This is a genomic window from Streptomyces sp. NPDC044571, from assembly GCF_040647115.1.
Classification (GTDB): Bacteria; Actinomycetota; Actinomycetes; order Streptomycetales; family Streptomycetaceae; genus Streptomyces.
This window is the reverse complement of sequence record NZ_JBEZBN010000052.1, coordinates 21,201-43,680: the sequence shown is the minus strand read 5'-3', so window position 1 is coordinate 43,680 and position 22,480 is coordinate 21,201. Positions and strand designations below refer to the sequence as shown.

Below are 22,480 nucleotides of genomic sequence, written 5' to 3'. Positions count from 1 at the left end.
GGCAGCAGCCGTACGCCGGGAGCCGCGGCCCCCGTCCAGTTCTGCTTCACCGCCGACACGAAGGCGGCCGTGGCTCCCGGCCCGCCGGACGGGTGCATTCGGTCGGGGCGGGGGCGTCATGCGACGATGAGCGGCATGTCGCAGCCGTTCAACCACCGGGGTTCGGTCTCGCCGCCCGCGCGCCCGGACGCGTCCATGTCGCTGCTGACGCATGTAATGGACCACAGTCTCGACGAGGGCTATGCGGAGGCGTCGGCCCGGCGGGAGGCCGAGGGCACGGCGGGACTGCCGCGGACCCTCAAGGCCAGGCTGGCGCTCGCCGCCGGCCTCGTCCTCGCGGCCATGGTGGTCACGCTCGGTGCCGCCCAGGCGCGCGTGGCTGCGCCCGTGCTGGCCAAGGAGCGCCAGGAGCTGATCGACCGGGTGCAGCGGGCCGACGAGCACGCGGACGGCCTGGAGCAGGACATCGAGCGGCTGCGGGAGAACGTCGCGAGCCGCCAGCGCGAGGCGCTCAAACAGCACGGCGGCGACCAGGGGCAGCTGGTGGCGCTGTTGTCGGGTGCCACGGAGGTACGGGGTCCGGGGGTCAAGCTGGTGGTGGACGACGCCAAGGGCTCCTCCACGGGCGGCGGGGGCAAGCCGCGGGAGAACGCCGGCTTCTCCGACACCGGCCGGCTCCGGGACCGGGACATGCAGAAGATCGTCAACGGGCTGTGGCAGTCCGGGGCGGAGGCGATCTCGATCAACGGACAACGGCTGACGGCACTGTCGGCGATCCGCGCCGCGGGTGACGCGATACTGGTCGACAACCGGCCGTTGGTCCCGCCGTACGAGGTGCTGGCGGTGGGGGACAAGAAGCGGCTGGGGACCGCGTTCCAGGACTCGGCGGACGGCCAGTACCTGCACGTGCTGCAGGAGAGCTACGGGATTCGTTACACGCTGTCCGCCGTGGACGAGGTGCGGCTGCCTGCCGCGTCGAGCCTGACCGTACGTACAGCTACAGCAGAAGAGCCGAAGAAGGGTGCATCGTGATCGCGGTACTGGGCCTCGTGGCCGGAGTGGTGGTCGGACTTCTCGTCCGGCCCGAGGTGCCGGCCGTGGTGGAGCCTTATCTGCCGATCGCCGTGGTGGCGGCGCTGGACGCGGTGTTCGGCGGTCTGCGCGCGATGCTGGACGGCATCTTCGTGGACAAGGTCTTCGTGGTGTCGTTCCTGTCGAACGTGGTGGTGGCCGCGCTGATCGTCTTCCTCGGTGACAAGCTGGGCGTGGGCTCCCAGCTGTCGACCGGTGTGGTCGTCGTCCTGGGCATCCGCATCTTCTCCAACGCCGCGGCCATCCGCCGGCACGTGTTCCGGGCGTGAGGCCGATGAGTACGAATGACACCCCGCCCGAGGAACCGAACGTCCCCGAGCAGCCTCTGGAAGAGGGGAAGGCGTCGCAGGTCGCCGAGCCTCCGCAGACAGGTCGGCAGCGGCTGGCGGCGGGTCTGTGGCCGCCGCGGGTGAGCCGGGCCCAACTGATCGTCGCGTTGCTGCTGTTCGTCCTCGGTCTGGGGCTGGCCATCCAGGTGCGGTCCAACAGTGACAACAGCTCCCTGCGGGGGGCCCGCCAGGAGGACCTCGTACGGATCCTGGACGAGCTGGACGGGCGGACGAAGCGTCTGGAGGACGAGAAGCAGCGGTTGGAGGATCAGCGCAGGGAGCTGGAGAGCAGCTCGAACCAGGCCGAGGAGGCGCGCAGGCAGACCGTGGAGAAGGAGCGCCAACTCGGCATCCTGGCCGGTACGGTGGCTGCGCAGGGGCCCGGCATCACGCTGCGGATCACCGATCCCGGGAACCAGGTGCAGTCCGACCAGTTGCTGGACACGCTCCAGGAGCTGCGGGCGGCCGGGGCCGAGGCGATCCAGGTCAACGGGGTGCGCATCGTGGCGGGCTCGTATTTCTCGGACGAGGGCGGCGGCATCGGCATCGACGGTAAGAAGATCACACAACCCTACGAGTTCAGGGTGATCGGCAAGCCGCAGGATCTGGAGCCGGCGCTGAACATCCCGGGAGGTGTCGTGCAGACGCTGGAGAAGGAGCAGGCCACCGTCGCCGTCACACGGTCGGCGAAGATCGTTGTGGATGCCTTGCGGCCTGCGAAGCAGCCTGACTACGCTCGGTCGTCATCGTCGTGATGCGGGACGGAGAGCGGATGGGCCCACGCGGGCGGGTGCCTGCGGGGGGTCGACGCGCCGAAGTCGCGGTGCGTGGTGGAAACTGTCTGGTGGTTACGGACGTTGTGAGAATGTCCGGGTCGGCAGGTGTGTGCATTCGGAGTTCGTCCTGCCCCACGGGCGGGTCTGTTTCGGTCAAGGGGAATCGCCCGTGAAGTTGTTTGAGAAGTTGTTCGGCAAGAAGAGCCGTGAGGAAAGCGGTGCGGCCAGGCACCGTGCGGGGCAGGGGGAGGTGGAAGGGCAGGGCGACCGGCCGCTCTTCCGGGACGAGGTCGCCGGCCCGGGTGATGTTCCGGGTGCGCAGGGTGGGTCGGCTGTTGACCCTGCCGGTTCCGGCCGCATAGGTTTCGGTGAACCATCGACCTCAACCACGGGTGGAGGGTTTGCCCCCGACCCGTACGCCACCAATGCCTCCGCGGGGCAGCCGCGGCGCGAGGAGCCGTCCATGTCGGCCGAGCAGGTGTGCAGCAGGTGTGGGCACCGCAGCGATGCGGCGAGCCGGTTCTGCTCGAACTGCGGGGCGCCGCTGCGGGCGGGCCTGACGCCGGAGCGTGCCTCGGAGACCACGTCCACGATCTCGATCTCGGGCCTTGAGGCCTACGAGGCCGAGGCGTCGGGACAGCACGTGTCGTCCTCCCTGTCCCCCGAGGCCCAGGCCGCGGTGGAGGCACTGCCCCCGGGTTCCGCCCTGCTGATCGTGCGGCGCGGTCCCAACTCCGGCAGCCGCTTCCTGCTGGACGGTGAGCTGACCACGGCGGGCCGGCACCCGCAGAGCGACATCTTCCTGGACGACGTCACCGTCTCCCGGCGGCATGTCGAGTTCCGCAGGAGCCAGGACGGCGGTTTCACCGTCTCCGACGTCGGCAGCCTCAACGGCACGTACGTGAACCGCGAGCCGATCGACTCCGTCGCCCTGCACAACGGCGACGAGGTGCAGATCGGCAAGTACCGACTGGTCTTCTACGCGAGTCTGCGGGGTATCTGACCCTCCCCCAGACCCCGCCCCCGGCATGCCGGGAGGTGTCCCAGGGGGGACCCACCAGGGAAGGTCCCATGCTGCGTACCACGACCGGCGGTGCCGAGAAGAACGGCACCGCCGGCTCGGCCGGGCGGCTGGTGAGCATCGGCACGGTGCTCACGATGCTGCGCGACGAGTTCCCCGAAGTCACGATTTCGAAGATTCGTTTCCTGGAGGCGGAGGGGCTCGTCGAGCCGCGGCGCACGCCTTCGGGATATCGCAAGTTCAGCACGGAGGACGTGGAGCGCCTCGCCCGCATCCTGCGGCTGCAGCGCGACCACTACCTGCCGTTGAAGGTGATCCGCGAGCAGCTGGACGCGCTCGACCGCGGTGAGCAGATCCGCATCCCGGCGCCCACGGCGCACGGGGACGCAGCCGACCCGTCGGCGGCCTCCGCGGGATACCCGGAGGCGGCCCGGGAACGGCCCGCCGTGGCCCGGGTGGGCCGGGCGGAGCTGATCGCCGCGGCCGAGGTGGACGAGGCGCAGCTGGCCGAGTGGGAGTCGTACGGGCTGATCGCGGAGGATCCCGGCGGCGGATTCGACGGCGAGACGGTCACGGTGGCCCGCCTGGTGGCCGATCTGGGCCGGTTCGGGCTGGAACCCCGGCACCTGAGGGCGATGAAGGCCGCCGCGGACCGGGAGGCGGGCCTGGTGGAGCAGGTCGTGGCGCCGCTGCGGCGGCACCGCAATCCGCAGACCCGGGCCCATGCCGAGGCCACCATGAAGGAGCTCGCGGGGCTCTCCGTACGGCTGCACGAGGCCCTCGTGGAGACCGCTCTCGGGGTCCGTCTGCGCTGAGCGGCGAGGGCCCGACTACCCAAACCTGCCGGGCAGGTCCTAGGGTTGCTGTGTGAACGAGCTCGACGTTGTGGGTGTCCGGGTGGAAATGCCCTCCAACCAACCGATCGTGCTCCTGCGTGAAGTGGGAGGCGACCGGTACCTCCCCATCTGGATCGGACCTGGGGAGGCGACCGCCATTGCCTTCGCGCAGCAGGGCATGGCCCCTGCCCGGCCGCTGACGCACGACCTTTTCAAGGACGTGCTGGAGGCGATCGGCGAGGAGCTCACCGAGGTCCGGATCACGGACCTGCGGGAGGGCGTCTTCTACGCGGAGCTGGTCTTCGCCAGTGGGGTGGAGGTGAGCGCGCGGCCTTCGGATGCCATAGCGTTGGCCCTGCGCACGGGAACGCCGATCTACGGCAGCGACGGCGTGCTGGACGACGCCGGTATCGCGATTCCCGACGAGCAGGAGGACGAGGTGGAGAAGTTCCGCGAGTTCCTCGACCAGATCTCCCCCGAGGACTTCGGAACCGGCCCGCAGTAGAACCTCGGCCGTGCCGTCCGGCGGTCGCCCCGAAGCGCTGCAGCCCATTCGAGTAGCCTTTCCCCGGTACGGGGCACGGGAAACCACTCTCAGGGTGATTATCACTCGGCGTGCCGAGTGTGGCGATCGTTGACGCACCCCTGGTGACTGCCTACCTTCGAGGGGGCAGGTCAAGGACGGAGGGTCGGCGTGAGAGTCACGGGCGACGGTACGACCGGGGGCATCCCCGCACGGAGTGACAGTGGGCCGTACCCGCTCCACGGCAGTGCGGCCAAACCCGCGCGCCGTCAGCCGGAGGCGGCCCCGGCCGGTCCGGCGGGTGGCGATCCGGCACCCGAGCAGGTCGGCTACCGCGGACCGACGGCATGTGCCGCGGCGGGCATCACGTACCGGCAGCTGGACTACTGGGCGCGCACCGGGCTGGTGGAGCCCACGGTGCGCCCCGCGTTCGGCTCCGGCACCCAGCGCCTCTACAGCTTCCGCGACGTCGTCGTCCTCAAGATCGTCAAGCGCTTCCTGGACACCGGGGTGGCGCTGCAGAACATCCGCACCGCCGTGCAGCACCTGCGCGACCGGGGTTTCTCGGACCTGGAGCGCATGACGCTGATGAGCGACGGCGCCACCGTGTACGAGTGCACCTCACCGGACCAGGTGGTGAGCCTGCTGGAGGGCGGCCAGGGCATCTTCGGCATCGCCGTGGGGGTGGTCTGGCGCGACGTGGAGAAGGCGCTGTCGCAGCTCCACGGGGAGCGGGTCGACACCGGCGAGACGGTCGTCGGACACAACCCGACCGACGAGCTGGCAGCGCGGCGCAACCGGGCCGGCTAACCGGCGTCCGGCCGACGCCGGCCGGCCCGCACCCGTACGGACTCCCGCATTGTCAGTGGTGTGAGGCAGCATCGGTGCTGTGAGATCCGCGCCGACCATCCTCCACCTGGACATGGACGCCTTCTACGCCTCCGTGGAGCAGGCGTCGAAGCCGAGCCTGCGCGGGAAGGCCGTGATCGTCGGCGGGCTGGGGCCGCGCGGGGTCGTCGCCACCGCCTCGTACGAGGCCAGGCGCTTCGGGGTGCACTCGGCGATGCCGATGGCCCAGGCCAGGAGGTTGTGTCCGAACGGGGCCTACCTGATCCCGCGCTTCACCCTGTACCGGGCGGTCAGCGATGTGGTCATGGCCCTGCTGCGGCAGCTGTCGCCGCTGGTGGAGCCGCTGAGCCTGGACGAGGCCTTCGTGGACCTGGAGGCGGGCGGCGCCGCCTTCGACGCGGTGAGCGCCCGTGCGGCCGGTGAGCGGCTGCGGGCCGAGATCCTGGCCGCGACCGGGCTGAGCGCCTCCGTGGGGCTCGCCGGCTCGAAGATGCTGGCCAAGGTGGCCTCCGAAGAGGCCAAGCCCGACGGCCTGCTGCTGATCGAGGTCGGCACGGAGCGGGAGCTGCTCGCGCCGATGTCGGTACGGACCCTGCCCGGAGTGGGGCCGGCCACCGGGGAGCACCTGCGGCGGGCCGGGATCACCACCGTGGGGGAGCTGGCGGAGGCCGGTGAGGACGAGCTGGTCCGGATGGTCGGGCGTTCGCACGGGGTGGGCCTGTACCGGATGGCGCTGGGGCTGGACGACCGGCCGGTGGTCGCGGAGCGCGACGCGAAGTCCGTGTCGGTGGAGGACACCTTCGACGTCGACCTGCACGACCGGGTGCGGATCCGGGGCGAGGTGCAGCGCCTCGCCGAACGGTGCGTGCAGCGGCTGCGGGCGTCCGGGCACTCGGGGCGCACGATCGTGCTGAAGGTCCGGCGCTACGACTTCTCGACGCTGACGCGCTCCGAGACGCTGCGGGGGCCCACCGATGATCCGGCGGTGGTGCGGGAGGCGGCGGGGCGGCTGCTGGAGGGCGTGGACACCACGGGCGGGGTGCGGCTGCTGGGGGTGGGGGTGAGCGGGCTGGCGGACTACACGCAGGAGGACCTGTTCGCGCAGTCGCTGGCGGCCGGGCCGGAGCCGGGCGCTGCGGGCACCGGCGAGCCGGATGCCGCCGCCGAGTCCGGTGGTCCCGGGGGGTCCGAGGGTGACCGGGAGGCGGCGGAGCCGCCCGCGGAGCCCGGCACCGGGCCCGCCCGGCAGCGGCACTGGGCGGCCGGAAGCGATGTGCGGCATGCGGTCTACGGACCGGGCTGGGTGCAGGGCAGCGGGGTCGGCCGGGTGACCGTGCGGTTCGAGCAGCCGGGATCGCCGCCGGGGCGGGTGCGCACGTTCCGGGTGGACGATCCCGAGCTGGAACCGACCGATCCGCTGCCGCTGGTGGGCGGGGCGGCCGGCTAGCCGGGGTGGTTCTCGTCGCCGGCGAGCCGCCCGAAATCGCGGTTCTCGGCCCCGGGGTCCTGCGGCGCGGGACGGAAGTCGGAGGGGAGGGAGACGTCCAGGCCGTAGTGGTGGTACAGCTGGAGTTCCTGCTCGGGGGAGAGGTGGCGGCCGACGCCGAAGTCCGGGGCGTCCCTGATCAGGGAGCGTTCGAAGGGGACCCGGAGGCCGTCGCCGACCAACTCGCTCGGTTCCAGGGGCACGAAGGCGTCGCGGCTGAAGAGCCCTGTGCGTACGGCCGCCCATTCCGGCACGCCTGTGGCATCGTCGAGGTAGACCTCGTCGATGGTTCCGATCTTGGTGCCGTTGCGGTCGAACGCCTTGCGGCCGATCAGGCTGCGCGGATCGATGTCGGTCTGCACGGTACCTCCATGTGATCGCAACTGCTCCGTAATGACTACAAAAGTGCATTTCCGGGGAGGGGGCCACTCGAAAGAGGTCCCGGAACCTCGCTGGTAGGCTGGGTACCGGCTGTTGACCCTGTGCGGGAGAGTCCTCCGAGTGAGTTCGACGGAGGCGCCGAAGGAGCAAATCCTCCCCGGAATCTCTCAGGCATACGTACCGCACGGACGAGGCCACTCTGGAAAGCAGGGGCGGGTACCGGGCGCGCAGTGCCGGTTCCCCTCCTCACCGACGGTGAAAGCCGGATCGTGCGGAAGACATCCCGCAGGGCCCGGTGAAGCTCTCAGGTTGAGATGACAGAGGGGGAGGCCGTCCGGGTGCCCGCGCCGTGGTGCCCCTCGCAGGTCGTACGACCCAGGAGGCCTCCGTACATGACCGCCAACCGCATTCCGCTCTCCCAGCTGGAGCGAGGCATCCCCTTCGAGCAGCGCCACATCGGCCCGGACGCCGAGGCGCAGGCCAAGATGCTCGCCCACGTGGGCTACGGCTCGCTGGACGACCTGACCGCCGCCGCCGTGCCGGACGTGATCAAGAGCGCCGAGGCGCTCGATCTGCCCGGGGCACGGACCGAGGCCGAGGTGCTGGCCGAGCTGCGTCGGCTCGCCGACCGCAACCAGGTTCTGACCTCCATGATCGGTCTCGGCTACTACGGGACCTTCACGCCGCCGGTGATCCTGCGCAACGTCATGGAGAACCCGGCCTGGTACACGGCGTACACGCCCTACCAGCCGGAGATCTCGCAGGGCCGCCTGGAGGCGCTGCTCAACTTCCAGACCGTCGTCGCCGACCTGACCGGCCTGCCGACCTCCGGCGCCTCCCTGCTCGACGAGGGCACGGCCGCCGCCGAGGCCATGACCCTGGCCCGCCGCGTGGGCAAGGCCAAGGGCAACGTCTTCCTCGTCGACGCCGACGCGCTGCCGCAGACCATCGCCGTGATCGAGACCCGCGCCGAGCCGATCGGCATCGAGGTCGTCGTCGCCGACCTGTCCGCCGGCATCCCGGCTGAGGTCGCCGAGCGCGGCGTCTTCGGTGTGCTGCTCCAGTACCCGGGCGCCTCCGGTGCCGTACGCGAGATCAAGCCGGTCATCGACCAGGCGCACGAGCTCGGCGCGATCGTCGCCGTCTCCGCCGACCTGCTCGCCCTCACCCTGCTGGCCTCCCCGGGCTCGCTGGGCGCGGACATCGCCGTGGGCACGACCCAGCGCTTCGGCGTCCCGATGGGCTTCGGCGGCCCGCACGCCGGCTACATGGCCGTCCAGGACAAGCACGCCCGCTCGCTGCCGGGCCGCCTCGTCGGCGTGTCCGTGGACGCGGACGGCAACAAGGCCTACCGGCTGGCGCTGCAGACCCGTGAGCAGCACATCCGCCGTGAGAAGGCCACCAGCAACATCTGTACCGCGCAGGTGCTGCTCGCCGTCATGGCCGGCATGTACGCCGTCTACCACGGCCCGGACGGTCTGCGGACGATCGCCCGCCGCACCCACCGCTACGCGGCGCTGCTCGCGGCCGGTCTGACGGCCGGCGGGGTCGAGATCGTCCACGGCTCGTACTTCGACACCCTCACCGCGCGGGTTCCCGGCAAGGCCGCCGAGGTCGTCGCCGCCGCCCGCGAGGGCGGGGTCAACCTCTTCCAGGTCGACGCCGACCACGTCTCCCTGTCCTGCGACGAGACGACGCTGCGCGCCGACATCGAGGCCGTCTGGGCCGCCTTCGGCGTCAGCGCCGACATCGAGGCCCTGGACGGGACCACCGCCGACGCGCTGCCCGAGGGCCTGCTGCGCTCCGACGACTACCTCGCGCACCCGGTCTTCCACCAGCACCGCTCCGAGACCGCGATGCTGCGCTACCTGCGCAAGCTCGCGGACAAGGACTACGCGCTGGACCGCGGCATGATCCCGCTGGGCTCCTGCACCATGAAGCTCAACGCGACCACCGAGATGGAGCCGGTCACCTGGCCCGAGTTCGGCCAGCTGCACCCGTTCGCCCCGGTCGACCAGGCCGAGGGGTACCTCACGCTCATCACCGAGCTGGAGGAACGTCTCTGCGAGGTCACGGGCTACGACAAGGTCTCCATCCAGCCGAACGCCGGCTCCCAGGGCGAGCTCGCCGGTCTGCTGGCCGTGCGCGCCTACCACCGGGCGAACGGCGACGAGCAGCGCACCGTCTGCCTCATCCCGTCCTCCGCGCACGGCACCAACGCCGCCAGCGCCGTGATGGCCGGCATGAAGGTGGTCGTGGTGAAGACCGCCGACGACGGCGAGGTCGACACCGACGACCTGCGCGCCAAGATCGAGCAGTACCGCGACGAGCTCGCGGTGCTGATGATCACGTACCCCTCGACGCACGGCGTGTTCGAGGAGCACGTCGCCGACATCTGCGCCCAGGTGCACGAGGCCGGCGGCCAGGTCTACGTGGACGGCGCCAACCTCAACGCCCTGGTGGGCCTGGCCAAGCCGGGTCACTTCGGCGGCGACGTCTCGCACCTGAACCTGCACAAGACCTTCTGCATCCCGCACGGCGGCGGCGGTCCGGGCGTCGGCCCGGTCGGTGTCCGGGCGCACCTGGCCCCGTACCTGCCGAACCACCCGCTGCAGCCGACGGCCGGTCCCGAGACGGGCGTGGGCCCGATCTCGGCCGCGCCGTGGGGTTCGGCCGGCATCCTGCCGATCTCCTGGTCGTACGTGCGCCTCATGGGCGGCGAGGGCCTCAAGCGCGCCACGCAGGTGGCGGTGCTCGGCGCGAACTACATCGCCAAGCGCCTGGAGCCGCACTACCCGGTGCTCTACACCGGCCCGGGCAACCTGGTCGCGCACGAGTGCATCATCGACCTGCGCCCGCTGTCGAAGGCGACGGGCGTGAGCGTGGACGACATCGCCAAGCGTCTGATCGACTACGGCTTCCACGCGCCGACCATGTCCTTCCCGGTGGCCGGCACGCTGATGATCGAGCCGACCGAGTCGGAGGACCTCACCGAGATCGACCGCTTCTGCGACGCGATGATCGCGATCCGCGGCGAGATCGAGCGGGTCGCGGGCGGCGAGTGGCCGGTGGACGACAACCCGCTGGCGAACGCCCCCCACACGGCGGCCGCGCTGGGCGGGGAGTGGAAGCACCCGTACACCCGTGACGAGGCCGTCTTCCCCGGCGGGGTCACGGCCGCGGAGAAGTACTGGCCGCCGGTGCGCCGTATCGACGGTGCCTTCGGCGACCGCAACCTGGTCTGCTCCTGCCCGCCGCTGGACGAGTACGACAACTGAGCGGCATGCCGGAGCGGGTTGCCGTACGGCGACCTGACATATTCGTATGACATGACCGTATGAAGAAGGGGCCGGTCCGGGATGATGAATCCCGGGCCGGCCCCTTCTCGGTTCCGTGCTGTTCCCTGCGGTTCCGTGCGGTTGCGTGGTGCTCTTGCGTGCGGTCGCCGATCAGGCCGCCTTCACCACGTGCGCCGCCGCGAGCGGACGGTGCGGTGCGATGATCTGGCCGTCCGGCAGCAGCTCACCGGTGTCCTCGAAGAGCAGGACACCGTTGCACAGCAGGCTCCAGCCCTGCTCCGGGTGGTTTGCCACCGGCTTGGCGGCCTCCCGGTCGGCGGAGTCGGCTGACGGGCATGCTGGCTGGTGCTGGCACATGGATGCGTTCTTTCGCTGCGGTGTGGTCTGTGTGCTGCGGCTCGATGCCTTGTTCATGGCCGCCCCCCGTTTTCAACGTCTTGGTTTGGTCAGGATCCCAGTGTTGCCCTCCGGACCGGAGTCCGCAGGGATTTCCCGGCAGCTGTCCTCATAGATTGATGACGCATCACTCGTGCGGGCGGTTCAGGTCAACTCCCCTGTCATTTCGGGTGGTTCGCAGGTGGCCCGAGTGGGCTAGACCGAATGGGTCGTTCGGGTCAGTGCCCGTATCAGGCCTGCTCAGGCGGCCGGTGCGGCCACCGACGGCGGGAGCGGCGGGGCGGGCGGAGTCAGCCGGTGGGTCAGCACCGGCAGCAGTTCGGACACGGGATGCGGCCGGTACGCGGCGATGCCGGGCGGCGCCGGCGCCAGCGGCACCAGCAGATCCGCGGCGGCCGGCAGGCCGGCGGAGGCGTCCGCGCCCACCGCCCCGTGCAGCCACAGGGTCAGCATGTACAGCTCGGGTACGGACAGCAGCCGCGGCTGGTAGCTCTTGCCGAGCGACTCCGCCTGGCGCAGGGCGCGTTCGGTGGCTGCCACATAGGGGCCCTCGAAGAAATGGGAGAAGGCCCACCCGTCCGGCGTCAGCCGGGTGTCCGCGGCGGCGACGTAGCGGTCGCCGCTGCGGATCAGGAACCGCCAGCCGGTCAGCCGGGTGCGGGGCGGGCGGCCTCCCGCAGCGAGCTGGGAGATGTTCAGCCGGTCGAGGACGTGGACCGGCAAGGGCAGTTCGGCGGTCAGCGGCCCCTGCAGCGCGCGCAGGGACGGGGTGTGCGCCTCGTGCACGGCGGTGGGGGAACCGAGTGCCGCGAGGACGCTGCGCAGGGCGGGCGCGGGAGCCGGAGGGACATGCAGCGGCATGGTGGGTCGCCTCTCACTTGGGAGACCTGTGGAACGGGGCAGGTGCGGACGGCGCTGTCGCATTCTGGGGCCAGAGGGGGGCTGAGGGGCAATGGCCGCGCGCCAACTCTCTGCCTCGTTTGCGGAGTTTATACGACATGTGTTCACCCAGTGTTTCGGCTAGCTGTCCCACCTATTGCGGACAAGGCGCTTACCGGTCCCGCTGCGATGGCTTTCATGTCGGATAGCCGCGAACAAGTCGCGCTGACCTCGGAGGCTACCGGAAAGGGGCTCGGCTGGAAAGCGCCCATAATCCGGAACCGGCAAAACCGACGCGGAATTTGCAGTCGACGGCATGCCAGGTGAATGTGCCATAGCGCCCGTCGGCCAAACCGGCGCACGCTCCCCGCCACGCACGCCGCCCCGGCGTTATGGATCACGACCGCGGGGCATCATCGACCGTACACGCGGGCCTGGGTGTGCGGGGCCAGGCCACTTGAGGAGGGGACGCTTCGATGGGGGAGAAGGTCGTGGCGGGCGGATTCGACCTGTCCGATCGGCATCGGTACCGCAGGAAGCTCCACGAGTGCCTGGAGGGGCTGGAGCGGCTTCTGGCAGAGAAGAGGTTCGATCGACCCAAGAACATGATGGGGTTGGAGATCGAGCTGAATCTCGCGGGCGCCGACGGGTTGCCGCGCATGGTGAATGCGCAGGTGCTGGAGAGGATTGCGAGCACTGATTTCCAAACCGAACTCGGAATGTTCAACCTGGAGGTAAACGTACTTCCGCACCGGCTCGGCGGCCGCGTATTCGACCAGCTCGCCGAGGAGCTGAGCACGGGGCTCGCCTATGCTCACCGGCAGGCCGCGGACATCGACGCCGGAGTGGTGATGATCGGCATCCTGCCGACGATCACCCGCTCCGACCTCGTCACCGCCAACCTGTCGGCGGTGGACCGCTACTCGCTGCTGAACGAGCAGATCCTGATGATGCGCGGCGAGGACTTCCGGCTGGACATCGACGGCGTCGAGCGGCTGACGTGGAGCACCGGCTCGATCGTCCCCGAGGCCGCGTGCACCTCCGTACAACTGCACCTGCAGGTGACACCGGGCCGCTTCGCCGACGTGTGGAACGCGGCGCAGGCGGTGACCGCCGTGCAGATAGCCGTCGGCGCCAATTCGCCGTTCCTGTTCGGGCGCGAGCTCTGGCGGGAGTCGCGGCCGCCGCTGTTCACCCAGGCCACCGACACCCGCCCGCCGGAACTGCAGGCGCAGGGGGTGCGGCCGCGGACCTGGTTCGGTGAGCGCTGGGTGGAGTCGGCGTACGAGCTCTTCGCGGAGAACGTCCGCTACTTCCCCGCGCTCCTGCCGATCTGCGACGAGGAGGAGCCGCTGCGCGTCCTGGCGGAGGGCGGGGTGCCGAGCCTGCAGGAGCTGGTCCTGCACAACGGCACCGTCTACCGCTGGAACCGGCCCGTGTACGGGGTCGCCGACGGGGTGCCGCACCTGCGGGTGGAGAACCGGGTGCTGCCGGCGGGGCCGACCGTCGCCGACGTGGTGGCGAACGCCGCGTTCTACTACGGGCTCGTCCGCACCCTCGCCGACGAGCCGCGGCCGGTGTGGACCCGGCTGCCGTTCGCCGAGGCGGAGGCCAACTTCGACGCGGCGTGCCGGTACGGGATCGACGCGCGGCTGAGGTGGCCGCGCCGCGGCCGGGGCGGCGGGCTGGCCGGCGTGTCCGCCGTACGCCTCGTCCTGGACGAGCTGCTGCCGATGGCGGCGGCCGGGCTGGACGCCTGGGGCATCGAGCCCGCCGACCGGGACCGCTACCTCGGCATCATCGAGGAGCGCTGCCAGCGGCGGGTGAACGGGGCGACCTGGCAGGTGGACACCTATCACCGGGCGCTCGCGTCAGGGATGGAGCGGGACGCCGCGCTGGCCGCGATCACCCGCCGCTACAGCGAGCTCAGCCACCGGGGCGAACCGGTGCACACCTGGCCCGTCGGGCTGGTGGAGGAGGAGGTGGACGCCCCGCTGCCGCTCCGGCGCTGAGCCGGGCCGCCCGGCGCGCGAGGCCCGTGATCCCGTTCCCCCGGTGAAGAGGCAGTATGGGGTGGTCGGAACGGGATGGCGGGACGGGAGGCGGACGTGCGGGCTGAGCCGGAGCCGGTGGTCGAGGCGGCGCCAGGCAGCGGGCGAGGGGTACTGCGCGCCGAGACGCTGCTCGTGCTGGCGCTGTCGCTGGGCGCGAGCGCCGTCTCCGCGCTGATCAGCTTCACCGGCTCGCTGACCAAGCCCGGCGGCCTCAAGGACCAGGCCGCCACGCTGAACGGTTCGTACGCCCCGGGCCGGCCCTGGCTGGACCTGGCCTGGCAGCTGTTCGGGATCGCCACCGCGCTGGTTCCGGTGCTGCTGGTCGCCCACCTGCTGACCCGGGAGGGGGCGCCGGGCCTGCGGGTCCTCGGCCTCGACCGGACCCGGCGGGCCTGGGACCTGGGCCGGGGCGCCGTGGTCGCGGCCGGGATCGGCAGCGCGGGGCTGGCCTTCTACCTGGCGGCGCGGGCGGGCGGCTTCAACCTGACGGTGGTGCCGGAGGCGCTGCCCGACGTGTGGTGGAAGTTCCCCGTACTGGTCCTCTCCGCGGTGCAGAACTCCGTGGTGGAGGAGGTCATCGTGCTGGCCTACCTGCTGCGCCGGCTCGACCAGCTGGGCTGGTCGCCGACGGGAGCGCTGGTGGCCAGCTCGGTGCTGCGCGGCTCCTACCACCTCTACCAGGGGATCGGAGGGTTCCTGGGCAACGTGGTGATGGGCGTCGTCTTCGTGCTGGCCTACCGCCGCTGGGGCCGGGTCGGACCCCTCGTCGTCGCGCACGCCCTGCTCGACATCGTGGCCTTCGGCGGGTACGCGCTGCTCGCGGGCAAGGTGGGCTGGCTCCCGACCCCCTAGAGGCGGGCCGTCCGGCTCAGGGACGCGCCAGGAGTTCCCCGTCGACGACCGTGACCGCGTGGCCGGTCAGCAGGGTGCGCTCGCCGGACAGGGTGACCCGGACCAGGCCCGTACGGTCCCCGCCCTGCAGGCCCGTCAGCCCGGTACGGCCCAGGCGGGCAGCCCAGAACGGGGCGAGCGCCGTGTGGGCGCTGCCGGTGACCGGGTCCTCGTCGATCCCGAGGGCCGGGAAGAAGCCGCGGGAGACGAAGTCGTACCCGCGGGAGGGGTCCTCGGCGGCCGCCGTGACGATCACCCCGCGCCGGGCGTAGCCGCGCAGGGCGGCGAAGTCGGGGCGCAGCTCCCGTACGGTCCGCTCGTCCGCCAGCTCGACCACCAGGTCGCCGATGTGCGCCGAGGTGTCGTGGACGGACACGATGTCGGCGCCCAGGGCGTGCTGCACCGCAGGGACCGTCGCCACCGGCGTCAGGGAGGACGTCGGGAAGTCCAGGGTGATCGTGCCGTCCGCGGCGGCCTCCGCCGTGAGGATGCCGCACCGCGCCCTGAACCGGATGAGGCCCCGGGCCAGGCCGGCGGCCGTGAGGACGTGGGCGGTGGCGAGGGTCGCGTGGCCGCACATGTCGACCTCGGCGGTCGGGGTGAACCAGCGCAGCGCCCAGTCGGCGTCCTCGCCGGCCGGCAGGGGAAGCGCGAAGGCCGTCTCGGAGAGGTTGACCTCGGCTGCGACCTGTCGCAGCCAGGCGTCCGGCGGGAACGCGCCGTCGAGGAGGAGGACTCCGGCGGGGTTGCCGCCGAAGGGGCGGTCGGTGAAGGCGTCGACGATTCGGAGGCGCATGCCCCGACCGTAGGGGCCGGTTGTGATTGTCGACAAAGGCCAATGCGTGAGGACTGGCCTGGTCAGCCCTGTGTTCGGTACGAGTTTCCGATATATCGTTGACGCATCGCGATGGATCAACGATAGTTGAGGCATCGCAACGGCGACCGCCGGGGCGACGACCACCACAGACGAGACGACACAGGCGAAAGGAGCGCAGTCATGCGTTCACACGGACAGCACGGACACGGCCACGGACATGAGCACGGACGGGGCCACGGCCACTGCGGGCCCGATCGTCGGGAGGAGTTCAGGGGGCTGCGTGCCGCCTTCGGCCCCTTCGGGCCGCCCTTCGGAGGCGGACCCTTCGGCGGGCGGGGCGGACGCGGCGGACCGCGCGGCCGGGCCCGGCGAGGCGATGTGCGCGCCTCGATCCTGGCGCTGCTCAAGGACCGCCCGATGCACGGCTACGAGATGATCCAGGAGATCGGCGAACGCAGTGGCGGGGCCTGGAAGCCCAGCCCCGGCTCGGTGTACCCCACCCTCCAGCTGCTGGAGGACGAGGGTCTGATCACCAGCGAGAGCGAGGGCGGCAAGAAGCTGTTCACGCTCACGGACGCGGGCCGCACGGAGGCCGAGTCGGGCTCCGGTGCCCCGTGGGCCGAGGCCGGCCGCGGCTTCGACTTCGAGGCGATGCACGAGATCCGGACGGCCGGGTTCGGCCTGATGGAGGCCTTCGGGCAGGTCTTCAAGACCGGCTCGCCCGAGCAGCGCGAGAAGGCCCTCGCCGTCATCAACGACGCCCGCAAGAAGCTCTACCTGATCCTGGCCGACGAGCACTGAGCCGGCCGCTCCCACCGCGTCGCAGCGCGCCCCGCGAGTCATCCCGCGGGGCACGCCGGCGTACGTACGGACGCGCTCGGAGGGGTCAGGCGACCAGGCCGGCCAGCTTGCGCAGCGACTCGTTCAGTGCGGCGGTGGCCGAGTCCTTGAGCTTGCCCGCCATCAGGGAGACGGCCGCCCCGGTGAACTCCCCGTCGATGCGCACGGTGGTGGCGGCGCCGTCGGGAACCAGGGTGTAGCGGGTGAGGACGGCCACGCCCATCGGGCCCTTGCCCGTGATGGCGAAGAGCCGCTCGTCCTCCAGCTCCGACACGGTCCAGACGACCTCGGCCGGGAAGCCCATCATCTTCATGTTCTCCGCGAAGGTGGCGCCGACCGCGAGGGTCTCGGGGCCGCCGTTCGGGAAGCTGGTGTGGGTCATGCTCCACTGTCCGTACGCCGCCCAGTCCGTCAGCTGGGCCCAGATCTTCGCGGCGGGCGCCTCGATGCGTGATTCCGCGGTGACTTCAGCCATGCGACCACCCCTTCTCGTCGGGTACGTGCGGCGGAACGTAGCCCCGGCGGGTGGAACATTCAATACTGACGACCTGTCAGAAACCGTCGGCCCGGTCATGGCGGGTACCGGGTGCGTCTCAACAGGCGTCACCGCTGTGACGGTCCTGACGAGCCCTGTCATGATGGCCGGATGCAAGCCTCAGGGAAAAACGCCGGACTGGGCCTCGCGCTGGTCTCGGCGGTCGCGTTCGGCGGTTCGGGAGTGGCGGCCAAGCCGCTCATCGAAGCGGGTCTGGATCCGCTGCACATGGTGTGGCTCAGGGTGGCCGGGGCGGCGCTGGTGCTGTCCCCGCTGGCCTGGCGCCACCGCGACCTCGTCTTCCGCAAGCCCCTGCTGCTGGCCGGATTCGGCCTGGTCGCCGTCGCGGGCGTGCAGGCCTTCTACTTCGCCTCCCTGTCCCGGATCCCGGTCGGCGTGGCCCTGTTGCTGGAGTACCTCGGCCCGGCCCTCCTTCTCGGCTGGATCCGGTTCGTGCAGCGCAAGCCGGTGACGCGGGCGGCCGCAACCGGGGCCGCCGTGGCCGTCGTGGGGCTGGCCTGCGTGGTGGAGATCTGGTCCGGGCTGAGCCTGGACCCCCTCGGGGTGCTGCTCGGCCTCGCCGCCGCCTGCTGCCAGGCCTTCTACTTCGTCTTCGCCGACCAGGGCGCCGACGGCGAGGACGTGCCCGACCCGCTCGGCGTCATCGCGTACGGCATGCTCGTCGGCGCGCTGGTGATGACGGTGATCGCCCGGCCGTGGCGGATCGACTGGCAGGTGCTGGGCGGTCCGGCCCGGATGGGCGCTCTGACGGTGCCCGCGCTGCTGCTGCTCGGCTGGGTGGTGCTGGTCGCGACCGTCTTCGCGTACCTGACCGGCGTGGTCTCGGTGCGCAGGCTCTCGCCTCAGGTCGCCGGTGTGGTGGCCTGCCTCGAAGCGGTCGTGGCCACCGTGTTCGCGTGGGTGCTGCTGAACGAGCACCTCTCGACCCCGCAGATCGTCGGCGGCGCGCTGGTGCTGGGCGGGGCCTTCATCGCGCAGTCCTCGCGGCAGACTCCGCCGGGGGCCGGCGACCCCGCCGCCCCCGCGTTGGACCGGGAGACGACCACCGCCTAGGGTGGCGGCATGCCTTCGACCGCTGTGCTTCCGCCTCCCGCCGCGTAGCGCGGGCGGCTGCCACCAAGCCAAGACCCGGCCCGGGCGGACCCCGGGTTGGTTCGTGCTGCCCGCGAAGCGATGACCTGCCTCTTTCATCCTTCACACGCATGCGCGGAGCACTTCTCGTGTCGAACCATTCGCCCGCTGCCGGGCGCAGTCTGCTGTATCTCGTCGTCGCCGGAGCCGCCTGGGGCACCGCCGGGGCGGCCGCCTCCCTCCTCTTCCTGGCCAGTGACCTCGGCCCCCTCGCCCTGTCGTTCTGGCGTTGCGCGGGCGGGCTGGTGGTGCTGCTCGGGGTGCTCGCCGTACGCCGGCCGGGCCGGCGCGGGGGGCAGGGCCGGGAGCGGGAGCGGCCCTCGGTGGGATCGCTCATCGGGACCGGCCTCATGTTCACGCTGTTCCAGTCCGCGTACTTCGGCTCCGTGCACGAGACCGGCCTCGCGGTCGGCACGGTCGTCACCCTCGGGGCGGGTCCCGTGCTGATCGCGCTCGGGGCGCGGTACTGGATGGGCGAGCGGCTCGGCCGGGGCGGGGTGACCGCCGTCGCCGGCGCGCTCGCCGGGCTCGCGGTCCTGGTGCTCGGCGGCGGGGGCGGTGAGGTGCGGCCGCTCGGGGTCGGCCTGGCGCTGCTGTCGGCCGCCGGGTACGCCGGGATGACCCTGCGGGCCCGCCTGCTCGGGCGGCGCGGGGCGGGCGGCGATCCGCTGGTCACCACCGCCTGGTCGGTCGCGGTCGGCGCCGTGTGCCTGCTGCCGCTCGCCGCGTTGGAGGGGCTGCTGCCGCACACCGCCGAACCGGGGCGGGTGCTGTGGCTGCTGGTGTACGTCGCCACCGTCCCGACGGCGCTGGCGTACGCGCTGTACTTCACCGGGGCCGCCGCCGTACGGGCCGCGACCGTGTCGGTGATCATGCTGATCGAGCCGGTCAGTGCGGCGGTGCTGGCCGTTCTGCTGCTGGGCGAGCGACTGACGGGCTCGGTGGTGCTGGGCACCGTGCTCCTGCTGAGCTCGGTCGGAGCGCTCATCGCGGCCGAGGCGGGCAGGCCGGCCGGGAGCGGGCCCGCGGCCGGCGGGCCGGCGGCCGGCGGGTCTGCGGGCGGCGGGCCCGAGGACAGGCCCGCCGCCGCGCCGGCTCAGAGCGCCGCGAGGTAGTCCGGCGTGGCGATCCCGGGGGCCAGGTCGTCGGCCGGGACCGGAGTTCCGTGCACCGGCGCGACCGGGACCACGCCCGACCAGTAGGGCAGGTCCATGTCCTCGGGCTCGTCGTTGGGGCCGCCGGTGCGGATCTTCGCGGACACCTCGGCCAGGTCGAGGCGGATCACCGCGGTGGCGGCGAGTTCCTTGGCGTTGGCGGGCCGCGAGTCGGCCGAGCGGCCCGGGACCACGTGGTCGACGAGGGCGTCGAGGGCCATCCGGCGCTCGTCCTCGTCGGTCACCTGGTAGGCCGTGCCGTGCACCACGACCGAGCGGTAGTTGATCGAGTGGTGGAAGGCCGAGCGGGCGAGCACCAGGCCGTCGACATGCGTCACGGTCAGGCAGACGGGCAGCCCGGGGTCCGCCTGGCCCGCCGCGCGCAGGGGGCGCGAGCCTGTCGAGCCGTGGACGTAGAGGGTCTCACCGACGCGGCCGTAGAGGGTCGGCAGGACCACCGGGGCGCCGTCGCGGACGAAGCCGAGGTGGCAGACGTAGGCCTGGTCGAGTATCGCGTGGACCGTCTCGCGGTCGTAGCTCGCCCGCTCGCGCGAGCGGGTCGGGACGGTCCGGTCGGTGGGCTCGTAGGCGGCGGCCGCCTCGGGGGTCCCGTCTGGCCCGTTCGTCTCGTGCGTCTCGGTCGTGGCGGTCATGGTGCGAGCTCCGTTGTACTAGTGCATAATTGGCTTTGTGCTAGGAGAGTATCGGATCGTAGGACGTCGCGCATCGGAAATCGCGGCCAGCGTCGAAGCGGGCGTCGGATCGGGCGCCCTCGCGCCGGGGGCGCTGCTGCCGCCGATGCGCGAGCTCGCGGGACTGCTCGGGGTGAACCCGAACACCGTGGCCGCCGCGTACCGGACGCTGCGCGAGCGCGGGGTCATCGAGACGGACGGGCGGCGCGGCAGCCGGGTCCTGGCCCGGCCCGCCACGGCCCCGCGCGATGCGCTGCGGGTGGCGGTGCCGGCGGGCGTACGGGACGTGCAGGAGGGCAATCCGGATCTCGGGCTGCTGCCGCCGCTGGACGGGGCCCTGGCCGCGGCCGCGCGGCGTGCCGCCCAGGCGCCGACCCTGTACGGGGAGGACCCGGTGGTGCCGCAGCTCGCGGAGCTGGCCCGGGCGGACCTGGACGCGGACGGGGTGCCGGCCGGGCCGCTGGCGGTGACCTCCGGCGCGCTCGATGCGATCGAGCGGGTGCTGGCCGCGCATCTGCGGCCGGGGGACGCCGTGGCCGTCGAGGACCCCGGGTGGGGGAGCGCGCTGGACCTGGTGGCGGCGCTCGGCCTACGCGTGCTGCCGGTGGCGGTCGACGACGACGGCCCGCTGGTCGGGGCGGTGGAGCGGGCGTTGGACGAGGGTGCGCGGGCGCTCGTGGTGACGGCGCGGGCGCAGAACCCGACCGGCGCGGCGGTGAGCGGGCCCAGGGCGCGGGAGCTGCGGGAGGTGCTCGCCCGCCATCCCGAGGTGCTGGTCATCGACGACGACCACGGGCACGGCATCGTCGACCTCCCCCTGCATCCGCTGGGCGGGGTGACCCGGCACTGGGTGCTGGTGCGGTCGACGGCGAAGGCGTACGGGCCGGACCTGCGCCTCGCGGTGCTGACCGGTGACTCCGTGACGCTGGACCGGGTGCGGGGCCGGCAGCGGCTGGGCCCGGGCTGGGTGAGCCGGCTGCTCCAGTACGCCGTGATCGAGCTGTGGACCTCGGGCGCTGTGGACCGGGCGGCGGTGGCGCGGTCCTACGGGGAACGGCGCGACGGGCTGGTCGCAGCGCTGCGGGAGCGGGGGGTGCGGGCGCACGGGCGGAGCGGGATGAACGTGTGGGTGCCGGTCGTGGACGAGACGGCGGTGGTGACGCGGCTGCTGGCGGCGGGCTGGGCGGTGGCTCCCGGCGGCCGGTTCCGCGTGGAGTCGGGGCCGGGCGTACGCGTGACGGTGTCGGGGATCGGGATCGGCGAGGTGGCCTCCCTCGCCGACGCCGTGGCCGCGGCGGTCCGCCCGTCCCCGGGACGCCGCTTCGACTGAACCGGCGCCCGGCGCCCGGCGCCCGGCGCCCGGCCCCGGAACCCGGAGGCCGGGGCCGGTCCCGGAGCCCCGAGCCGGAGGGGGCTCAGCCTTGCACCCGCCGGCGGAACCGGCCCGGCAGCTTCGGCCGGTCCGCCCGGCGCCGCTCCGGCGACCCGCTCGGCCGGGTCTGGCTGAGGGCCGCGCCCGCCAGGACGATCGCCGCGCCCAGCGGGGTGTTCCAGTGGAGGTGCTCGCCGAGGAGCAGGACACCCGCCGTGGTGGCGATGACGGGGATGAAGTACGTGACCATCTGGGCCGTGGTCGGACCCACCTCCGCCACCAGTCCGTACTGCATCTGCAGGGCCAGACCCGTACCGAGGGCGCCCAGGGCCACGACCGAGAGGGTCGGCCACAGCGGGAAGGACGCGGGGGCGGTGGTGAACACCGCGCTGACGAGGAGCAGCTGGCCCGTGGAGAGCAGGAGCTGCGCGCCGGTCAGCGCCACCGGCGAGCTCGGCGTCGCGGCCAGGGTACGGCGGACGTAGATCCAGCCGACGGGGTAGCAGAGCGAGGCCAGCAGGGCGAGCGCGGTGCCCTTGGGGTCGATGCCGGAGAAGCCCTGCCAGGCGCCGAGGACGGTCAGCACCCCGAGGAAGCCCAGGCCCAGCCCGGCGAACCGGCGGCGGGTGGGGCGGTCCTCGGACAGCGCGACCAGCGACAGCGCCATGCCCCACAGCGGCGAGGTGGCGTTGCAGATGCCGGCCAGGCTGGAGGGGATGCTCAGTTCGGCGTACGAGAAGAGGGAGAACGGGGCCGTGTTCAGCAGGAGCGCCGCCACCGCGAGGTGGCCCCAGATGCGCCGACCGCGGGGGAGCGGCTCGCGGCGCACCAGCAGCACGGTGAGCAGGGCGAGCGCCCCGAACAGGACCCGCCCCAGGGCGACCTGGAAGGGTGCGTACCCCTGCGTGCCCACCTTGATCAGAAGAAAGCTGAAGCCCCAGATCACCGAGAGGAAGGCGAACCGCAGCCGCCAGTCGAGGCGGGTCGTCCGGGAGGCGGAGGCAGTGGGCGGGAGGGCGGTGCGGGGCAGGGTGGGTGCGCTCATGGGGTGTACTCTGCTCCGCATGACTTCGTAGGGCAAGCGAGATTTCTTCACGGTGACGGCG

Annotated in this window: 22 protein-coding genes and 1 riboswitch; of the genes, 15 read left to right on the top strand and 7 right to left on the bottom strand. The window is 72.1% G+C overall.

Features of this window, described 5'->3' with window-relative positions; translation table 11 throughout:
• The first annotated feature begins 126 nt into the window (after positions 1-126).
• The 8 genes from AB0B01_RS24545 to AB0B01_RS24510 all read left to right on the top strand — a co-directional run bounded on the left by AB0B01_RS24545 (position 127) and on the right by AB0B01_RS24510 (position 6,873).
• On the top strand, positions 127-1,032 hold the full coding sequence (locus AB0B01_RS24545) for a DUF881 domain-containing protein (RefSeq protein WP_361722940.1): 906 nt from the start codon (positions 127-129) through the stop codon (positions 1,030-1,032).
• Entirely contained in the window at positions 1,029-1,361 is a 333-nt protein-coding gene (locus tag AB0B01_RS24540; protein ID WP_030158423.1) for a small basic family protein, read from the top strand. The genes AB0B01_RS24545 and AB0B01_RS24540 overlap by 4 nt, the downstream gene beginning before the upstream one ends.
• Positions 1,362-1,366: 5 nt before the next feature.
• Complete coding sequence (locus AB0B01_RS24535; protein ID WP_361722936.1) at positions 1,367-2,176, top strand: DUF881 domain-containing protein; 810 nt, start codon at positions 1,367-1,369, stop codon at positions 2,174-2,176.
• 82 nt (positions 2,177-2,258) lie between these two features.
• Entirely contained in the window at positions 2,259-3,200 is a 942-nt protein-coding gene (locus AB0B01_RS24530; protein ID WP_361722949.1) for an FHA domain-containing protein, read from the top strand.
• A 68-nt stretch (positions 3,201-3,268) separates the two neighbouring features.
• Positions 3,269-4,033, top strand: coding sequence for a MerR family transcriptional regulator (locus tag AB0B01_RS24525; protein ID WP_361722933.1), 765 nt, complete (start codon positions 3,269-3,271; stop codon positions 4,031-4,033).
• A 52-nt stretch (positions 4,034-4,085) separates the two neighbouring features.
• Positions 4,086-4,559 carry a bifunctional nuclease family protein gene (locus AB0B01_RS24520; protein WP_030009777.1) on the top strand — a complete coding sequence of 158 codons (474 nt, stop codon included), beginning with the start codon at positions 4,086-4,088 and terminating at the stop codon, positions 4,557-4,559.
• A 189-nt stretch (positions 4,560-4,748) separates the two neighbouring features.
• Positions 4,749-5,387, top strand: a complete 639-nt coding sequence (locus tag AB0B01_RS24515) for a MerR family transcriptional regulator (protein WP_361722929.1) — start codon at positions 4,749-4,751, stop codon at positions 5,385-5,387.
• A 79-nt stretch (positions 5,388-5,466) separates the two neighbouring features.
• Entirely contained in the window at positions 5,467-6,873 is a 1,407-nt protein-coding gene (locus AB0B01_RS24510; protein ID WP_361722926.1) for a DNA polymerase IV, read from the top strand.
• Here AB0B01_RS24510 and AB0B01_RS24505 read toward each other — a convergent pair.
• Positions 6,870-7,274, bottom strand: a complete 405-nt coding sequence (locus AB0B01_RS24505) for a PRC-barrel domain-containing protein (RefSeq protein WP_361722923.1) — start codon at positions 7,272-7,274, stop codon at positions 6,870-6,872. The genes AB0B01_RS24510 and AB0B01_RS24505 overlap by 4 nt on opposite strands.
• A 113-nt stretch (positions 7,275-7,387) precedes the next feature.
• A riboswitch (glycine riboswitch) is annotated at positions 7,388-7,486 on the top strand.
• A 199-nt stretch (positions 7,487-7,685) separates the two neighbouring features.
• Here AB0B01_RS24505 and gcvP point away from each other — a divergent pair.
• Positions 7,686-10,571 carry an aminomethyl-transferring glycine dehydrogenase gene (gcvP, locus tag AB0B01_RS24500; RefSeq protein ID WP_361722920.1) on the top strand — a complete coding sequence of 962 codons (2,886 nt, stop codon included), beginning with the start codon at positions 7,686-7,688 and terminating at the stop codon, positions 10,569-10,571.
• 171 nt (positions 10,572-10,742) lie between these two features.
• Here gcvP and AB0B01_RS24495 read toward each other — a convergent pair whose 3' ends face one another.
• Both AB0B01_RS24495 and AB0B01_RS24490 read right to left on the bottom strand, forming a co-directional pair.
• Positions 10,743-10,949 (bottom strand): DUF5999 family protein, encoded by a 207-nt coding sequence (locus AB0B01_RS24495; protein WP_356852505.1) that lies wholly within the window; start codon positions 10,947-10,949, stop codon positions 10,743-10,745.
• Positions 10,950-11,228: 279 nt separating this feature from the next.
• Complete coding sequence (locus tag AB0B01_RS24490) at positions 11,229-11,849, bottom strand: hypothetical protein (protein WP_361722916.1); 621 nt, start codon at positions 11,847-11,849, stop codon at positions 11,229-11,231.
• Between the two features lie 494 nt (positions 11,850-12,343).
• On the opposite strand from AB0B01_RS24490, the gene AB0B01_RS24485 reads away from it, so the two are divergent.
• Together AB0B01_RS24485 and AB0B01_RS24480 are read left to right on the top strand one after the other, a co-directional pair.
• Positions 12,344-13,879: a glutamate-cysteine ligase family protein gene (locus AB0B01_RS24485; protein ID WP_361722913.1), complete on the top strand. Its 1,536-nt coding sequence runs from the start codon at positions 12,344-12,346 to the stop codon at positions 13,877-13,879.
• A 75-nt stretch (positions 13,880-13,954) separates the two neighbouring features.
• Complete coding sequence (locus AB0B01_RS24480) at positions 13,955-14,773, top strand: type II CAAX endopeptidase family protein (protein ID WP_361722910.1); 819 nt, start codon at positions 13,955-13,957, stop codon at positions 14,771-14,773.
• Between the two features lie 16 nt (positions 14,774-14,789).
• Here AB0B01_RS24480 and AB0B01_RS24475 read toward each other — a convergent pair whose 3' ends face one another.
• Positions 14,790-15,608, bottom strand: a complete 819-nt coding sequence (locus tag AB0B01_RS24475; RefSeq protein WP_361722907.1) for a PhzF family phenazine biosynthesis isomerase — start codon at positions 15,606-15,608, stop codon at positions 14,790-14,792.
• Positions 15,609-15,809: 201 nt separating this feature from the next.
• Here AB0B01_RS24475 and AB0B01_RS24470 point away from each other — a divergent pair, with 201 nt between their 5' ends.
• Positions 15,810-16,430, top strand: a complete 621-nt coding sequence (locus AB0B01_RS24470; RefSeq protein ID WP_361722904.1) for a PadR family transcriptional regulator — start codon at positions 15,810-15,812, stop codon at positions 16,428-16,430.
• Positions 16,431-16,515: 85 nt separating this feature from the next.
• Here AB0B01_RS24470 and AB0B01_RS24465 read toward each other — a convergent pair whose 3' ends face one another.
• A complete protein-coding gene (locus tag AB0B01_RS24465; RefSeq protein ID WP_361722901.1) occupies positions 16,516-16,944 on the bottom strand; it encodes an SRPBCC family protein in 429 nt (142 codons plus the stop codon).
• Positions 16,945-17,115: 171 nt separating this feature from the next.
• Here AB0B01_RS24465 and AB0B01_RS24460 point away from each other — a divergent pair, with 171 nt between their 5' ends.
• Positions 17,116-18,078, top strand: coding sequence for an EamA family transporter (locus AB0B01_RS24460; protein ID WP_361722898.1), 963 nt, complete (start codon positions 17,116-17,118; stop codon positions 18,076-18,078).
• 149 nt (positions 18,079-18,227) lie between these two features.
• Positions 18,228-19,271, top strand: a complete 1,044-nt coding sequence (locus tag AB0B01_RS24455; RefSeq protein WP_361722895.1) for an EamA family transporter — start codon at positions 18,228-18,230, stop codon at positions 19,269-19,271.
• Here the strand turns inward: AB0B01_RS24455 and AB0B01_RS24450 are convergent.
• Positions 19,253-19,963 carry a pyridoxamine 5'-phosphate oxidase family protein gene (locus tag AB0B01_RS24450; protein WP_361722892.1) on the bottom strand — a complete coding sequence of 237 codons (711 nt, stop codon included), beginning with the start codon at positions 19,961-19,963 and terminating at the stop codon, positions 19,253-19,255. The genes AB0B01_RS24455 and AB0B01_RS24450 overlap by 19 nt on opposite strands.
• Positions 19,964-20,000: 37 nt before the next feature.
• On the opposite strand from AB0B01_RS24450, the gene AB0B01_RS24445 reads away from it, so the two are divergent.
• Positions 20,001-21,332: an aminotransferase class I/II-fold pyridoxal phosphate-dependent enzyme gene (locus AB0B01_RS24445; protein WP_361722889.1), complete on the top strand. Its 1,332-nt coding sequence runs from the start codon at positions 20,001-20,003 to the stop codon at positions 21,330-21,332.
• A gap of 85 nt (positions 21,333-21,417) precedes the next feature.
• On the opposite strand, the gene AB0B01_RS24440 is transcribed toward AB0B01_RS24445, so the two are convergent.
• Entirely contained in the window at positions 21,418-22,455 is a 1,038-nt protein-coding gene (locus AB0B01_RS24440; protein WP_361722886.1) for a DMT family transporter, read from the bottom strand.
• Between the last annotated feature and the right edge of the window lie 25 nt (positions 22,456-22,480).